The organism is Pseudoalteromonas sp. SG45-3, assembly GCF_014164075.1.
Classification (GTDB): domain Bacteria; phylum Pseudomonadota; class Gammaproteobacteria; order Enterobacterales; family Alteromonadaceae; genus Pseudoalteromonas; species Pseudoalteromonas distincta.
Window position 1 is genome coordinate 354,645 of the sequence record NZ_JACJEN010000002.1, and the last position, 15,230, is coordinate 369,874.

The following is a 15,230-nucleotide window of genomic DNA, read 5'->3' on the forward strand; positions in this document are numbered from 1 at the left end:
CGCCTGTCGTCGCCATATATTTGCCATAAACAGTCTTGTACTACGGTGTATTTATCCTATTTTGTGATACTATCACTTTATTGTCGTGTCGTAGTTATTTAAATATTTGGATTTGTCGTGGCGCAAGTAAGAGCAAGAGTCCAGCTTAAAGTTGGCAGAAATAGTGATATCCCTGCAGAAATAATCTCATTTACTGATTTAAAAGATGGTAAAGAACATATTGCTATGGTGTTTAACAACGCCGATACAGAGCAAGATGTACCGCTAATTCGTATGCATTCAGAATGCCTAACGGGCGATGTATTTTACTCATCGCGTTGTGATTGCGGCGAGCAGCTAAATGAATGTATTGAAATGATGCACGAGCAAGGCGGTATTTTATTGTATTTACGCCAAGAAGGCCGTGGCATTGGTTTATACAACAAAATTGACGCTTACGTATTGCAATCGCAAGGTATGAACACCTACGAAGCTAATAATCATTTAGGCTTTGCTGATGATTTGCGTGACTTTTCGGATGCGGTATTAATGCTCAATGCGCTTAATTTAAGTCACGTTAAATTAATGACTAATAATCCTAAAAAGCTTAATGCATTAAAAGATGCCGGTATTAATGTTGACTCGGTTGTGGGCACACATGCGCACATAAAAGCGGGTGTTGCGGGTAATAAATCGTACCTAGAAACAAAAATTAAGCATGGCGCGCATATGTTAGATATTAAGAAAATTAAAAAACCTTAATCATTTAATTACGTTTCGTCTATTAATCCCCCCTTACGCCAAGTTATACTTGGCGTGTTTCGTTTTAAATTAAGAGCAAGTATGTCTACACAATTACGAATTTTTAAAGCCGATGCAGGGCTAAAGTGGTTAAAAGCCGGATGGCTTATTTTTAAAACCCAGCCAGCAACCTTTATTTTTATGCATTTATTTATTGGTATTGTAGGGCTGCTGTCTTTATTTTTACCGCTGCTGCAAGTAGTAGCAGCACTCGCTACGCCATTTTTAACCGCAGGGTTTTACCAAGCGGTGCTTAGTAAGCAACAGGGCGGAAAAATTATGCTAGCCGATATTCTCAAGCCATTTACGGCTAAAGGAAATCGTTTAGGGTTATTACGCTTAGCACTTTACCAAATGGGTGCGGGCATTTTAATGGCGTTACTTGCTAATGGCTTATTTGCCGATGCAGTGGCTGTTATGAGCCAACCAGGACTTGATCCAAACGTGGCGCTAGAACAAATGCTTGAGAGTATTTCGGGCGCGAATGTAATTTTATTTTTTATGGCAATGCTAATTTATTTAACGGCATTTGCGTACGCTGTGCCACTTGTTTATTTTAGTAAAGAAACACGCATTTTAACGGCGCTTAAAAAATCGTTAATGGTGTTTTATCATAACATTTTGCCACTTGGCGTTTTTGGCCTTATTTGCGCATTATTTATGGCGCTTTCGATGTTCTTATCGTTCTTACCACTGTTGATTTTAATGCCGATTTGCTACATTAGCTTTTTTGTATCTTATCAAGCCATTTTTATGCCTGTTGTACCATTAAGTGACGACATTAATGTTAAGCCACTTAGCAGTGAAACAAGCGGGCGTTTTGACGCTTAATGGATGATAAATTAAAGCAAAAACTAAAAAACTATGTACTTTGGTTACTAGGGCGCCAAGAATATTCGCGTCGTGAGTTAACGCTCAAATTACAGCAAAAAGAAGCGACAGAAGAGTTTATTGAAACGCTGCTTGATTGGTGCGAAAAGCACAATTTTATTAACGAGCAGCGATACTGTGAAGGCTTTGTAAGAAAACACATATTTAAATGCCACGGGCTTAAGCGAATACAAAGCGAAGCTATGGGCAAAGGGATTGATCGTTCGCTACTTGAAATGGTAGTTGAAGAGCTTGAAATAGATTGGTTTGAGCTTGCGCAGGATGCGTACAATAAAAAATATTCGAATACACCGCCAGATCTCGATTACAAAGATAAAGCTAAGCGCGTGCGCTACTTAATGTATCGGGGTTTTAGCTACGATGAAATTAATTTTGCAATGCAAGCACAGTAAATACAGGTGAGACTTTCAAATGCAGCACATGACTACCGCACAAATTAGGCAACAGTTTTTAGACTTTTTTGCCAGCAAGCAACATCAAATAGTACCTTCTAGCTCGCTTATACCGGGTAACGATGCCACGTTGTTATTTAATAATGCCGGCATGGTGCAATTTAAAGATGTATTTTTAGGCGCAGAAAGCCGCCCTTATACACGTGCGACAAGCTCGCAGCGTTGTGTACGTGCTGGCGGTAAGCATAACGATTTAGAAAACGTAGGCTACACTGCTCGCCACCATACATTTTTTGAAATGTTAGGTAACTTCAGCTTTGGCGATTACTTTAAGCAAGACGCGATTAAGTTTGCGTGGGAGTTTTTAACTGAGGTTGTTAAATTACCTCAAGAAAAACTGCTTGTTACTATTTATCACGATGATGAAGAAGCGTTTGAGTATTGGTCAAAAGATATTGGCTTAAGTGAAGATCGTATTATTCGTATTGCGACCTCAGATAACTTTTGGTCTATGGGCGATACCGGTCCATGTGGTCCGTGTTCTGAAATATTTTATGACCATGGCGAACACATTTGGGGCGGACCTCCGGGCTCTCCAGAGGAAGACGGCGACCGTTTCATTGAAATTTGGAACCTTGTATTTATGCAATACAACCGTCAAAGCGACGGTACTATGCTGCCACTGCCTAAGCAGTCTGTTGATACGGGAATGGGCCTTGAGCGTATTTCTGCAATTTTGCAGGGTGTGCATTCAAACTACGAAATCGATTTATTCCAAGGCTTAATTGCAGCAGCTGCAAGTGTAACTAACGCGCAAGATATGGACGATAAGTCACTACGCGTAGTGGCGGATCATATTCGTTCGTGTGCGTTTTTAATCTCTGACGGTGTTATGCCATCTAACGAAGGTCGTGGTTATGTACTACGTCGTATTATTCGTCGTGCTGTGCGCCACGGTAATAAGTTAGGTGCGCAAGGTTCGTTTTTCTATAAGTTAGTTGCTGCGCTAATTGAGCAAATGGGTCAAGCGTACCCAGAGCTTGCTAAGCAACAAGAAATTATCGAAAAAGTATTACGCATTGAAGAAGAACAATTTGGTAAAACACTTGAGCGTGGCTTAGCTATTTTAGAAGAAAGCTTAAGTGACCTTAAAGGCGATATTATACCGGGCGACTTAGTATTTAAACTTTACGATACGTATGGCTTTCCAGCTGATTTAACGGCCGATGTTGCGCGTGAGCGCCAGATGACGATTGATCATCAAGGTTTTGAAGAGTGCATGGCTGTACAACGTAAAACAGCGCAACAAGCGGGTAAGTTTGGTGCTGATTACAATGAGCAATTAAAATCAGAAAAGCTTACTGAGTTTAAAGGCTACGACAGCACGCACCATAGCGCGACAGTGGTAGAAATTTTTGCCGGTGGCGAAGCTGTTCAGTTATTAGAAGATGGTCAACAAGGTATTGTAGTATTAGACCGCACACCGTTTTACGCTGAATCAGGCGGCCAAACGGGCGACACGGGTACTATTACAGTTGCTGGTGGCGAATTTAATGTTACTAATACCACTAAACTTGGTAATGCTTTTGCTCACCACGGTACTGTACAAGGGCGTATTGGCGTTAACGATAAAGTGGATGCGACTATTGATGATGTACGCCGCGATAGCATTAAGAAAAACCACACAGCTACACATATTTTACACGAAGCACTACGCCAATTATTAGGCGACCATGTAGGCCAAAAAGGCTCACTTGTTCAGCCTGATCGTTTACGTTTTGACTTTTCGCACTTTGAAGCGGTTACAAAAGATGAGCTACGTGAAATTGAGCGTGTAGTTAATGACGAAATTCGTCGTAACTTCGCACTTAATACTGAGCTTATGGCTATTGATGATGCTAAAGCGAAAGGTGCTATGGCGTTGTTTGGCGAAAAGTATGATGACGAAGTACGTGTAGTTACTATTGGCGAGTACTCTATTGAGCTTTGTGGTGGTACTCACGTTGAGCGCGCAGGCGATATTGGTTTATTCAAAATTGTATCTGAAAGTGGTATTGCCGCAGGTGTTCGCCGAATTGAAGCGGTAACCGGTGCTGATGCAGTTGCTTATGTTAGCGAGCAAGAGCAACAATTACATGATGTAGCTGCTTTAGTTAAAGGCGATAGCGCATCGGTACTTGAAAAAGTAACTGCGTTGCTTGAAAAGTCTAAAGGTCTTGAAAAGCAAATTGCGCAACTTAACGATAAGTTAGCAAGTGCAGCGGGTGCATCTTTACTTGATTCGATTGTTGAAATTAACGGCGTTAAGCTACTTGTAGCAAATGTTGAAGGTACTGAATCTAAAGCGCTTCGCGGTATGGTTGACGACCTTAAAAACAAGATTGGCTCAGGTGTTATTGCTCTTGGTGTTGCCAGTGGCGACAAAGTAAGCCTAATTGCTGGTGTAACTAAAGACTTAACAGGCAAAGTAAAAGCCGGTGAGTTAGTTAACCACATGGCAGGCCAAGTAGGTGGTAAAGGTGGCGGTCGTCCAGATATGGCACAAGCCGGTGGTAGTGAGCCACAAAACCTTGCTGCTGCACTAGATAGCGTTACAGCTTGGTTAACTGAGCGTACTTAAGCCTAAGTGGCGCTTATTGTTCAAAAATTCGGTGGCACTTCGGTCGGCTCAATAGAGCGAATTGAAGCGGTCGCCGACCTTGTTGTAAAAACCAGACAACAAGGACATCAAGTGGTTGTGGTGCTCTCGGCTATGTCGGGAGAAACCAACCGCTTAATTAATCTCGCCAAACAAATTGATACTCGCCCGAGTAGCCGTGAACTAGATGTACTAATTAGCACCGGAGAGCAGGTTTCTGTATCACTACTTGCTATGGCTATTATAAAACGTGGCCACTCTGCTGTGAGCCTATTAGCCGATCAAGTCAATATTTTAACCGATAACATGTTTGGTAAAGCTCGTATTGCAGAGGTTGCTGCTACGCGTTTGAAGCATGAGCTTGAGCATAATCGTATTGCTATTATTGCTGGGTTTCAGGGGCGTGATGTTGAGGGCAACATTACAACGCTTGGGCGCGGCGGTACCGATACATCGGCTGTGGAAATAGCTGCGGCTATAAAAGCTGACGAATGCCAGATCTATACAGACGTTGACGGCGTATATACTACAGATCCTCGTGTTGAACCTAACGCGCGCAGAATGAGCCAAGTTACCTTTGCCGAAATGCTAGAACTGGCAAGTTTAGGGGCGAAAGTTTTGCATATTCGCTCAGTAGAAGCCGCAGGAAAACATAATGTGCCACTTAGGGTGCTTTCGAGTTTTAATCCCGATGAAGGTACATTAATAAGTTTTGAGGAGAACGATATGCCAAGCAAGGTTGTATCGGGGATTGCGTTTAATCGTGACGAATGTTTAATTAAGGTACAAGGTGTGCCAACGGGCACGCAATATCTTTCAAAAATATTGAAACTTTTTGCCGAAAATGGCATCGAAATAGATATGATTAATCAAGTTAATCATAACTTTGAAAAAATAGACTATGCTTTTACTGTGCACTCGAATGATTATCTGCAAGCACTTGAATTATTGAGTGAAGATCAAGCTCAGCTCAGTGCTCAAAATATAAGCGGGTTGCAAGCAGTAGCTAAAGTTTCTGCTGTTGGCATGGGTATGAAATCACATTCTGGTGTCGCTAGTTTATTTTTTGATGCATTAGCGCAGGAAAATATTAATGTGGTTTTAGTCTCGACTTCAGAGATTAAAATTTCAGTTTTAATAGATGAAAAGTACTTAGAGTTGGCTGTTCGTGCATTACACAAGGAATTTTTAACAGAAAATGGATAGATTGCGAGTTTTTACTTACTTTTCAGTCTAATTTTCATTAGTATGTTTAAGCGGAATCTTATAATTTTTATTGGAACATGGGAGCAAGAGAATGCTAATACTAACTCGTAGAGTAGGTGAAACCCTAATGATTGGTGACGAAGTAACAGTTACTGTTCTAGGTGTTAAAGGAAATCAAGTTCGAATCGGTGTTAATGCACCAAAAGACGTATCAGTGCATCGTGAAGAGATTTACATGCGCATACAAGCTGAAAAGTCGAACCCTAATCCGGGCAATGCTTAATCAACACGTATACGTAGTTGAGTAATTAACTCAACTAGACTAAAAGCCACTCACTGAGTGGCTTTTTTGTTTATAAAAGCGAGTGTTTCAGGATTAAGTATTTGTTTTGATATGTACTGCATACCACTTTTATTTTTAATAATAATACCTTGCTGGGTGTCTATTACTTCGCTTATATTTTGCCATTCTAATTGATAGCTTTTGTAATGATTAGCAGATTTAATACCTTCTTCATCAAAGGTAAGTGTTACCTCAGAGCCTGATGCTTTGCTGAGCATTTGTCTGGTTACCCACCATGGTCTGCGATAGTAAAAAGCGACGCACTCGAGTACCGCTAACATGATCATAAACGATCCTAAGTAATGATCGTCTAAAACATAAATGCCAAATAGACCAAGCGCAACTAACAACACAAGTAAAAAGTATTTAGGTTTTGCACGCTTACTATAAGGGAGTGACTCATCAAAACACTCGTAAAAGTAGGGTTTATCTAATGTGTAGGTGGTTGTGAATGCCATTTTGCCTTGCTTTAAATATCGTTTTTTTTATTTTAACAAGCTAACTGCTAAATGAGCAGCTTTATAGTCAGTGATTTTATTACTGGCACAAAAAAACGGCTCGAAAGCCGTTTTTTTAGCGGTACAAGAAGAATTAACAGTTAGTTTCTTCAGCGTTCACGCCTTCTTTAACATTTTCACATGCATCTTCAACAGAGTTTTGCACATCAGTTACTGCTTCGTCGATACGTTCGCCAGCATCTTCTGCATGGTTGTCTTCACAACCCATCATGAAAAAACCTGCAAATACTGCGATTAGTGCTGCTTTTAAAGTTGTAGAGTTCATAGTGTAATTCCTTGTAAGTATTAATTAAATTTTAGTGTTTGTTAGTTGAATGCTTTATCTACCTGGGTGATTTACCACGTAGTGCACCTGAAACTAATGAAATCACTAAAAGTACTAAAAAGATAAAAAATATAATTTTTGCTATACCAGCTGCGGCACCTGCGATGCCACCAAAACCTAACACTGCAGCGATTAAAGCAATAACTAAAAATGTAATTGTCCAGCGTAACATTGTTTTCTCCTTGGTTATCAAATTTGCTCATGATAACTAATGCCAGTTATATGCCAAAGTTTATTTGGCATAAATATCAATTGGTTATGGGTTTTTGCTGTTATTCTAGTTATTAGTTGGTTAGTAACTTTTACGCTTTGTTATGTAAGTTATTCACACTGTTGCAAATAACTGCTAAATATTCACTAAATAAACTTATTTTGGTAAGACCAATTAACAATTGGTGTGTGGCTTTGCATTTTATATTAAGAATTAGTGTTTATTTTTACTTAGCTTGATAGTTAATTAACAACTTCCATATAACTATTAGCTATAGTCGTTATTTCTTGTATGTATTGTAGAGCGCGTGATTGCTGAGTTATGGCATGTAAATTAATTGAGTGTTATGTTATTTATTGTTTAATTGGTTTTACCAATTTACAAGATGTAGACAAAGCGATTAGTTTTGTTATTATCCAGTGAATAAATATTTAATTAAATCGATTTTTTATTTTCGATATGGGTTTCAAGGGGAGAAAAATGGATATAGGTGCTCTACTCACAACGGCTGGTAACTTAATGCTTACTGGCATGGTTGGAGTGTTTGTATTTCTGTCGATATTAATTGGTGCAGTAACGCTTATGTCTAATTTGGTGACGCGCTTTAGCGAACCTGACGTGGCGACACCAGTTAAATCACCATCTTTTAAATCTCAAGGTGTGCCTAATGAGCACATCGCTGCTATTAGTGCTGCCATTGCTCAGTACAAATCAAATAATAAATAAGGGGCACACACATGGCTAAATTAAAACTAACAGAATTGGTATTACGCGATGCTCACCAATCATTATTAGCAACGCGTATGCGCCTAGACGATATGCTACCGATTGCTAGCAAATTAGACGATGCGGGTTATTGGTCTATTGAATCTTGGGGCGGTGCTACATTTGACTCGTGTATTCGTTATTTAGGCGAAGATCCTTGGGAGCGTATTCGTGCACTAAAAAAAGCGATGCCTAATACTAAACAGCAAATGCTATTACGCGGTCAAAACTTATTAGGTTACCGCCATTACGCTGATGACGTAGTTGAAAAATTTGTAGAACGTGCACATAAAAATGGCGTTGACGTATTTCGTATATTTGATGCAATGAACGATGTTCGCAATCTAGAAACAGCTATTAAAGCGGCTGTAAAAGTAGGCGCTCACGCTCAAGGTACTATTTCGTACACAGTTAGCCCAGTTCATACACTTGATATGTGGCTAACTCTTGCAAAGCAGCTTGAAGATATGGGTTGTCACTCAATTTGTATTAAAGATATGGCGGGTTTATTAAAGCCGTACGATGCTGAAAAACTAATTAAAGCACTTAAAGAAACTGTATCTATTCCAATTGCTATGCAGTGCCACGCTACAACAGGTTTAAGTACTGCTACTTACCAAAAAGCAATTGATGCTGGTATTGATATGCTCGATACCGCTATTTCATCAATGAGTATGACTTATGGACATTCTGCAACTGAAACTATTGTATCGATAGTTGAAGGGACTGAGCGTGATACTGGGCTTGATTTAAACCACCTAGAAGAAATTGCTGCTTACTTTAGAGATGTACGTAAAAAATATGCGGCATTTGAAGGTAGCTTAAAAGGGGTTGATGGGCGTATTTTACTAGCTCAAGTACCTGGTGGCATGCTTACAAACATGGAAAACCAACTTAAAGAGCAAGGCGCAGCCGATAAGCTTAATGAGGTTTTACTTGAGATCCCACGTGTACGTGAAGATCTTGGCTTTTTACCTTTAGTAACACCAACGTCGCAAATTGTTGGCACTCAAGCGGTACTTAATGTGCTAACGGGTGAGCGTTATAAAACCATTACTAAAGAAACTGCTGGCGTATTAAAAGGTGAATATGGCTTAACACCAGCACCAATGAATAAAGAGCTACAAGAGCGCGTGCTTGATGGCGCGGAAGTTATTACTTGTCGCCCTGCTGATAACATTGCACCTGAGCTTGCAACGCTTGAAGCTGAGTTATTAAAAGAAGCGCAAGAGCAAGGTTTAACACTTGCTGATGATCAAATTGATGACGTATTAACTTATGCATTATTCCCACAAGTTGGTTTGAAGTTTATTAAAAACCGCAACAACCCAGATGCATTTGAGCCAGTACCTTCTGTTGAAGATAAAAGCAGTAAAGCACCTTCTAAATCAGTTTCAAATAATAACAAAGTGAAGGCTGAGCAATACAGCGTAAAAGTAGATGGTAAAGTTTATGACGTAGTCGTAGCGCAAGGTGGTGAACTTAAGGAAGTAACATTAAAAGACTCTGAGCACATTCCTCAATCTGCTTCGGTTGCATCAGGTGAAACACTTAACGCGCCTCTAGCCGGTAATATTTTTAAAATTAAGGTAAAAGCTGGGCAAGTTGTTAACGAAGGCGATGTAGTGATTATTATGGAAGCCATGAAAATGGAAACTGAAATACGCGCTACGCATACAGGAACAATTGCTGAAGTGTTAGTTAGTGAAGGCGATGCTGTAACTACCGGCGACGCTATGATTGCATTAGCTTAGGAGTAAATAGAGGATGGAAGGTATTTTAAACCTCTGGAATGCGACAGGCATTGCTAACTTTACAATCCCATCGTTAATAATGATTGCGGTAGGGTGTTTACTACTGTTTTTAGCGATAGCTAAAGGCTTTGAACCACTATTATTACTACCTATTGGTTTTGGTGCAATTTTAACAAATGTACCAGTGGCAGGTTTGTCAGACCCAGGTGGGCTTTTGTACTACGTTTATTATGTGGGTATTGATACGGGGATTTTTCCGCTGTTGATATTTATGGGAGTAGGGGCGCTGACCGACTTTAGCGCACTTATTGCAAACCCACGTATGTTGTTATTAGGTGCGGCTGCACAGTTTGGTATTTTTGCTACATTGTTTGGCGCTATATTACTTAACTATGTGCCAGGTTTTGAATTTACTCTACAGGACGCATCGGCTATAGCCATTATAGGTGGTGCCGATGGGCCAACAGCAATATTTTTAGCATCAAAACTGGCACCTGATTTACTAGGCGCAATAGCAGTAGCTGCGTATTCATATATGGCACTTGTGCCAATTATTCAGCCGCCAATTATGCGTGCACTAACAACCCCAGAAGAACGTAAAATAAAAATGCCAGAGCTTCGCAAAGTATCTAAAAAGGAAAAGATTATTTTTCCACTTATGGTGCTTAGTTTAACGGCTATGTTTTTACCGGCTGCTATACCGCTGGTAGGTATGTTTTGTTTAGGTAACTTAATGCGAGAGTCGGGTGTTGTTGATAGATTAAGTAACAGTGCTCAAAACGAAATCATCAATGTTACAACTATATTTTTAGGCTTAGCTGTAGGTTCAAAGCTTGCTGCAGATAAGTTTTTAACTGTTGAGACGATTGGTATTTTAGTGCTTGGCGCACTGGCTTTTGCAATTGGTACGGCATCAGGCGTATTTATGGCAAAAGGACTTAACCGAATATCTAAAACGCCTATAAATCCATTAATTGGGGCGGCAGGTGTATCGGCTGTGCCAATGGCGGCACGAGTAGTTAATAAAGTTGGCCTTGAAAGTAACCCACATAACTTTTTACTTATGCATGCAATGGGACCCAACGTAGCGGGTGTACTTGGTAGTGCAGTTGCTGCGGGTATTTTATTAGCACTTGTTGGCTAAAAATGTAATTTAAAATAGATTAACCATTAAGCGCAGTTTACTGCGCTTTTTTTTGTTCTTAATTTCTTCGCCTCTTAATGGTTTCTTGTTTAGTGCTTTTTGTTTACAGTAACAGCTCTTCAACATTTTAAGGATAGTTATCATGCTTCACACACCTTTAGCAAAGCACTTGCCTCATGTTAGTAAACTTGTATTTGGATGTATGGGTCTGGGCGGCGGTTGGAATAAAGATGCAATCACTGATGCACATGTTAAGCAAGCTCATGAGTGTATAGATAACGCCATTGAAGGCGGTATTAATTTTTTTGACCATGCTGATATTTATACTTTTGGTAAAGCAGAGCAGGTTTTTGGTAAAGCATTAAATGAGCGGCCAGAGCTTAGAGAGCACATGTATATTCAATCTAAGTGTGGGATTCGATTTGAAGATGACTTAGGGCCAAAGCGCTATGATTTTTCCCCAAAGTGGATTGAGCAATCAGTTGAAGCATCATTAAAACGATTAAATACAGACTATTTAGACGTACTTATGCTGCATCGCCCTGATCCACTCATGGAAGTTAACGAAATTGCTCGTATATTTAGTTGCTTAAAAGAAAGCGGTAAAGTGCGCAATTTTGCAGTATCGAATATGCAGCAGCACCAAATGAACTTTTTACAGCACGCACTTGATATGCCGATTGTGGCTAACCAAATTGAGGCTAGTTTACAAAAACATCAGTTTGTTGATGAAGGTGTATATGCCGGTAACAGTGACGGTAAAGATCTTAATTTTACACCAGGTAGTATTGAGTACTGTCGACATTTTGAAATCCAAATTCAAAGCTGGGGTAGTTTATGCCAAGGCTTGTACAGCGGTAGTGATTTATCAAACGCATCTCAGGCAGATATAAACACCAGTCTTTTAGTTAATAAGCTGGCTGCACTTTATGAAACCTCTGCTGAGGCAATTGTACTTGCATGGTTGCTTCGCCATCCCGCATCTATTCAGCCAATTATTGGAACAACTAATGCTAAACGGATTAAAGCCTCTTGTGATGCTGTAAACGTAGAGCTAACTCGTGAGCATTGGTATGCACTTTATGTAAGCGCTAAAGGCCACGAATTACCATAAGTAGGGCGTTAATATGAACATATTCGTTATTTTAATTGGTTTGTTTGTTGCGCTGGCGATACTTATACCATTACTTGAAAAATATCAAAGTAAAATAGGGCTTGATGGCGCAACCAAATACAGTAAATATATTTGGCCGCTAGTGATGGTATCTTTAGTTATTCAGCTCATTTATGTATTAATGAATTGATGGTTTATAGCGTATACAAAAAAGCCTTTGCAGATTTAACCTGCAAAGGCTTTTTTAATGTTTATTAATAAGCTTTATTTTAGTGCTAACTGTAGCTCGCGATTGCGCTCAAGTTGGGCAATAAAGTTATCTGCAATCGGTTTAAACTTAGCAAGTTCTGAGCGAGGTAATGGCTCTGACTTAGGAAGCTTAACGGTTTTAGGATTACGATGAACGCCATTTACTAAAAACTCATAGTGTAAATGCGCCCCAGTAACACGACCAGTAGAACCTACAGTACCAATTTGTTGGCCCTGTTTAACTTTTTGGCCTGTTTTAACTAGTTTCTTATTTAGGTGTAAGTACTTAGTTACATATTGTGTGCCATGGCTGATAAATACGTAGTTACCGTTGTACTTGCTGTAACCCGCTTTAACTACCTTACCGTTACCTGATGCGACTACTGGTGTGCCAGTGCGTGCTGCAAAGTCGATACCACGGTGCGCTCTAACTTGCCCAGTAACAGGATGAAGTCGCTTAGGATTAAAGCTCGAACTAATATATTTAAAGCTTACAGGCGCACGTAAAAATGCTTTTTTCATGCTACGCCCTTCAGGCGTATAAAAATTGCCATCGGTATGGCGAATAGCTGCAAAGCGCTGATCTTGGTTTACAAATTCAGCGGCAATAATTTTACCGGTACCAATAAACTCGCCATCAACATAATGAGACTCGTAAATTAAGCCAAATACATCGCCTTTACGAATGTCGTTTGCAAAATCAACATCCCAACCAAATATGTCAGCAAAGTTCATTATTTGGCGTTCGCTTAAACCTGCTGCAATTGCTGAAGTCCAAAAGTTATTAGATATTTCGCCGCCAGCGGTTTTGGTTAGCGTTTCAATTTCTTTGCTATCAATAGCTGTATCGTAGTTACCTTCTTCGTTTAAGGTAACAAATAAAGTATCTGTTTTTGAAATCACATAGCGCAGTTGAGCTAAGGAGCCATCTTCAGCTGTCGCAAAACTAAGTATTTCACCTGGGTGAATTTTAGTCAGTTTGCGAGTCTCCGCATTAGTGTTAATTAGTTTATGAAGCGTTTGAGCCGAAAAACCAGCACGCTTAAAGATAATTGCTAAATTGTCGCCATTTTTAACTTTATGATCGACAAAGTCGTATTCTGGTAACTTTTCTGCTGCTTGCTCTGAATTTAACTCAGTTAATTTTTCGTTGTTATCAACTTTAACTTGTAACTCATAGCGCTTACCAATTTCTAGTGCATTTGCACTATTGTCTTTGGATGCAGTGGCTTTTTCAGAAGGAAGAAAGGCTAAGCCAACAATAGCAGAAACCAAACCTAGAATAAGCAATTTGTGTTTTTTGGGGAGCGTGTGAACCACGTGAACCATAACGTGCCTTTTTCTGCTGTCAAGATAATAAATACATAATATTGCAGGATATACTTAATAATGTACGAATACTAGTGTTTTGTAGATTTAAACTGACCTTAAACTACGCTAAAATCGGGCTTAGAAAGCCTTTTTTAACGCTCTACCTAGCTAAGACTCAATTGATTTAGTTTAGTTGCATGAATCACTTAAAAAGTTGTTTTAATTAGGTAGAAATTTGTTATGTTAGCTACATCTATTTATTCGGTTTAAACCTTTATTAAACCGTGACTACGCAAGTAACTAGTCGCCCCTTCGTCGGCAGAATTTTGGAGTAATACACAGTGGATTTACAAACCGCTCTAGCAGAGATAAAACGCGGTGCAGAAGAAATATTAATTGAAGACGAACTAGTTGAAAAACTAAAGTCGGGCAAGAAGCTAAAAATAAAAGCAGGCTTTGATCCTACAGCGCCTGATTTACACTTAGGACACACTGTACTAATTAATAAAATGAAAACCTTTCAGGATTTAGGTCATGAGGTTATTTTCTTAATTGGTGACTTTACTGGCATGATTGGTGACCCAACGGGGAAAAACGTAACGCGTAAACCACTTACTCGTGAAGACGTACTAGCCAATGCCGAAACATATAAAGAACAAGTATTCAAAATTCTAGATCCTGCTAAAACCACTGTTGCATTTAACTCTACTTGGATGGAAAAGTTAGGCGCTGCAGGCATGATTAAACTTGCTGCAAACCAAACCGTAGCACGTATGCTTGAACGTGATGACTTTAAAAAGCGTTATGGAAGCGGCCAACCAATTGCAATTCATGAGTTTTTATATCCACTGGTACAAGGTTGGGATTCGGTTGCACTAGAGTCAGATGTTGAACTAGGTGGTACTGATCAGCGCTTTAATTTGTTAATGGGCCGTGAGCTACAAAAAGTAGAAGGTCAAAAGCCGCAAACAGTATTAATGATGCCATTACTTGAAGGTACTGACGGCGTTCAAAAAATGTCTAAGTCGCTTGGTAATTACATTGGTATTACTGATGCGCCTAACGATATGTTTGGTAAAATAATGTCAATTAGTGATGTGCTAATGTGGCGTTACTACGACTTATTAAGTGCGCTTTCTATTGAAGAAATTGCAGCTCAAAAAGAACGTGTTGAGCAAGGTACGAATCCGCGCGATATTAAAATTGAACTAGCTAAAGAGCTAATTGCTCGTTTTCATAGTGAAGCTGATGCACAAGGTGCACATGATGATTTTATTCAGCGTTTTCAGAAAAAAGCGTTACCAGATGAAATCCCAGAGCTAACAATCACTATTGCAGAAGATACTATTTTAATTGCTAACTTGCTTAAAGAAGCAAATTTAGTAGTAAGTACATCAGAAGCAATGCGTATGATTAAGCAAGGTGCAGTTAAACTTAACGGTGAAGATAAAATCACTGATACCAAACTTGAAATAGCAAAAGGCACAACGGCTATTTACCAAGTAGGTAAACGTAAGTTTGCAAACATCACTGTAGCTTAAGCACAGTTTAAAAACTAAAAAACCAGCCTCGGCTGGTTTTTTTGTGCT

Annotated in this window: 16 protein-coding genes; 12 read left to right on the forward strand and 4 right to left on the reverse strand. The window is 39.5% G+C overall.

Annotation, left to right across the window (positions count from 1 at the left end; genetic code table 11):
* Window positions 1-117 precede the first annotated feature (117 nt).
* From ribA to csrA, 6 genes are all read left to right on the forward strand, one after another.
* Entirely contained in the window at window positions 118-741 is a 624-nt protein-coding gene (ribA, locus tag H5126_RS04010) for a GTP cyclohydrolase II (RefSeq protein WP_002961931.1), read from the forward strand.
* Window positions 742-822: 81 nt separating this feature from the next.
* The gene (locus tag H5126_RS04015) at window positions 823-1,611 is read left to right on the forward strand and encodes a BPSS1780 family membrane protein (RefSeq protein ID WP_024595741.1); all 789 of its coding nucleotides are present in this window, start codon (window positions 823-825) and stop codon (window positions 1,609-1,611) included.
* A complete protein-coding gene (locus tag H5126_RS04020) occupies window positions 1,611-2,063 on the forward strand; it encodes a regulatory protein RecX (protein ID WP_002961933.1) in 453 nt (150 codons plus the stop codon). The genes H5126_RS04015 and H5126_RS04020 overlap by 1 nt, the downstream gene beginning before the upstream one ends.
* A 19-nt stretch (window positions 2,064-2,082) precedes the next feature.
* Complete coding sequence (alaS, locus tag H5126_RS04025; protein ID WP_182720548.1) at window positions 2,083-4,683, forward strand: alanine--tRNA ligase; 2,601 nt, start codon at window positions 2,083-2,085, stop codon at window positions 4,681-4,683.
* 6 nt (window positions 4,684-4,689) lie between these two features.
* The gene (locus H5126_RS04030; RefSeq protein WP_182720549.1) at window positions 4,690-5,907 is read left to right on the forward strand and encodes an aspartate kinase; all 1,218 of its coding nucleotides are present in this window, start codon (window positions 4,690-4,692) and stop codon (window positions 5,905-5,907) included.
* A gap of 91 nt (window positions 5,908-5,998) precedes the next feature.
* Window positions 5,999-6,190 (forward strand): carbon storage regulator CsrA, encoded by a 192-nt coding sequence (gene csrA, locus H5126_RS04035; RefSeq protein WP_004587515.1) that lies wholly within the window; start codon window positions 5,999-6,001, stop codon window positions 6,188-6,190.
* Between the two features lie 50 nt (window positions 6,191-6,240).
* Here csrA and H5126_RS04040 read toward each other — a convergent pair whose 3' ends face one another.
* The 3 genes from H5126_RS04040 to H5126_RS04050 all read right to left on the reverse strand — a co-directional run bounded on the left by H5126_RS04040 (window position 6,241) and on the right by H5126_RS04050 (window position 7,265).
* Window positions 6,241-6,708: a YcxB family protein gene (locus H5126_RS04040; protein ID WP_182720550.1), complete on the reverse strand. Its 468-nt coding sequence runs from the start codon at window positions 6,706-6,708 to the stop codon at window positions 6,241-6,243.
* A 133-nt stretch (window positions 6,709-6,841) separates the two neighbouring features.
* Window positions 6,842-7,033 (reverse strand): hypothetical protein, encoded by a 192-nt coding sequence (locus H5126_RS04045; protein WP_002961938.1) that lies wholly within the window; start codon window positions 7,031-7,033, stop codon window positions 6,842-6,844.
* A 58-nt stretch (window positions 7,034-7,091) separates the two neighbouring features.
* Window positions 7,092-7,265, reverse strand: coding sequence for a DUF1328 domain-containing protein (locus H5126_RS04050; RefSeq protein ID WP_002961939.1), 174 nt, complete (start codon window positions 7,263-7,265; stop codon window positions 7,092-7,094).
* Between the two features lie 519 nt (window positions 7,266-7,784).
* Between H5126_RS04050 and H5126_RS04055 the strand changes: the two genes are divergently transcribed.
* From H5126_RS04055 to H5126_RS04075, 5 genes are all read left to right on the forward strand, one after another.
* Window positions 7,785-8,030 carry an OadG family protein gene (locus tag H5126_RS04055; RefSeq protein WP_002961940.1) on the forward strand — a complete coding sequence of 82 codons (246 nt, stop codon included), beginning with the start codon at window positions 7,785-7,787 and terminating at the stop codon, window positions 8,028-8,030.
* A gap of 11 nt (window positions 8,031-8,041) precedes the next feature.
* Window positions 8,042-9,823 (forward strand): sodium-extruding oxaloacetate decarboxylase subunit alpha, encoded by a 1,782-nt coding sequence (gene oadA, locus H5126_RS04060; protein ID WP_138489620.1) that lies wholly within the window; start codon window positions 8,042-8,044, stop codon window positions 9,821-9,823.
* A gap of 13 nt (window positions 9,824-9,836) precedes the next feature.
* Entirely contained in the window at window positions 9,837-10,967 is a 1,131-nt protein-coding gene (locus H5126_RS04065; protein ID WP_002961942.1) for a sodium ion-translocating decarboxylase subunit beta, read from the forward strand.
* A 142-nt stretch (window positions 10,968-11,109) separates the two neighbouring features.
* Window positions 11,110-12,081 (forward strand): aldo/keto reductase family oxidoreductase, encoded by a 972-nt coding sequence (locus H5126_RS04070; RefSeq protein WP_182720551.1) that lies wholly within the window; start codon window positions 11,110-11,112, stop codon window positions 12,079-12,081.
* 13 nt (window positions 12,082-12,094) lie between these two features.
* On the forward strand, window positions 12,095-12,271 hold the full coding sequence (locus H5126_RS04075) for a hypothetical protein (RefSeq protein WP_170072950.1): 177 nt from the start codon (window positions 12,095-12,097) through the stop codon (window positions 12,269-12,271).
* A 74-nt stretch (window positions 12,272-12,345) separates the two neighbouring features.
* On the opposite strand, the gene H5126_RS04080 is transcribed toward H5126_RS04075, so the two are convergent.
* Window positions 12,346-13,659: a peptidoglycan DD-metalloendopeptidase family protein gene (locus H5126_RS04080; RefSeq protein ID WP_182720552.1), complete on the reverse strand. Its 1,314-nt coding sequence runs from the start codon at window positions 13,657-13,659 to the stop codon at window positions 12,346-12,348.
* Window positions 13,660-13,982: 323 nt separating this feature from the next.
* Between H5126_RS04080 and tyrS the strand changes: the two genes are divergently transcribed.
* Complete coding sequence (gene tyrS, locus H5126_RS04085) at window positions 13,983-15,182, forward strand: tyrosine--tRNA ligase (RefSeq protein WP_007585427.1); 1,200 nt, start codon at window positions 13,983-13,985, stop codon at window positions 15,180-15,182.
* Window positions 15,183-15,230 lie beyond the last annotated feature (48 nt).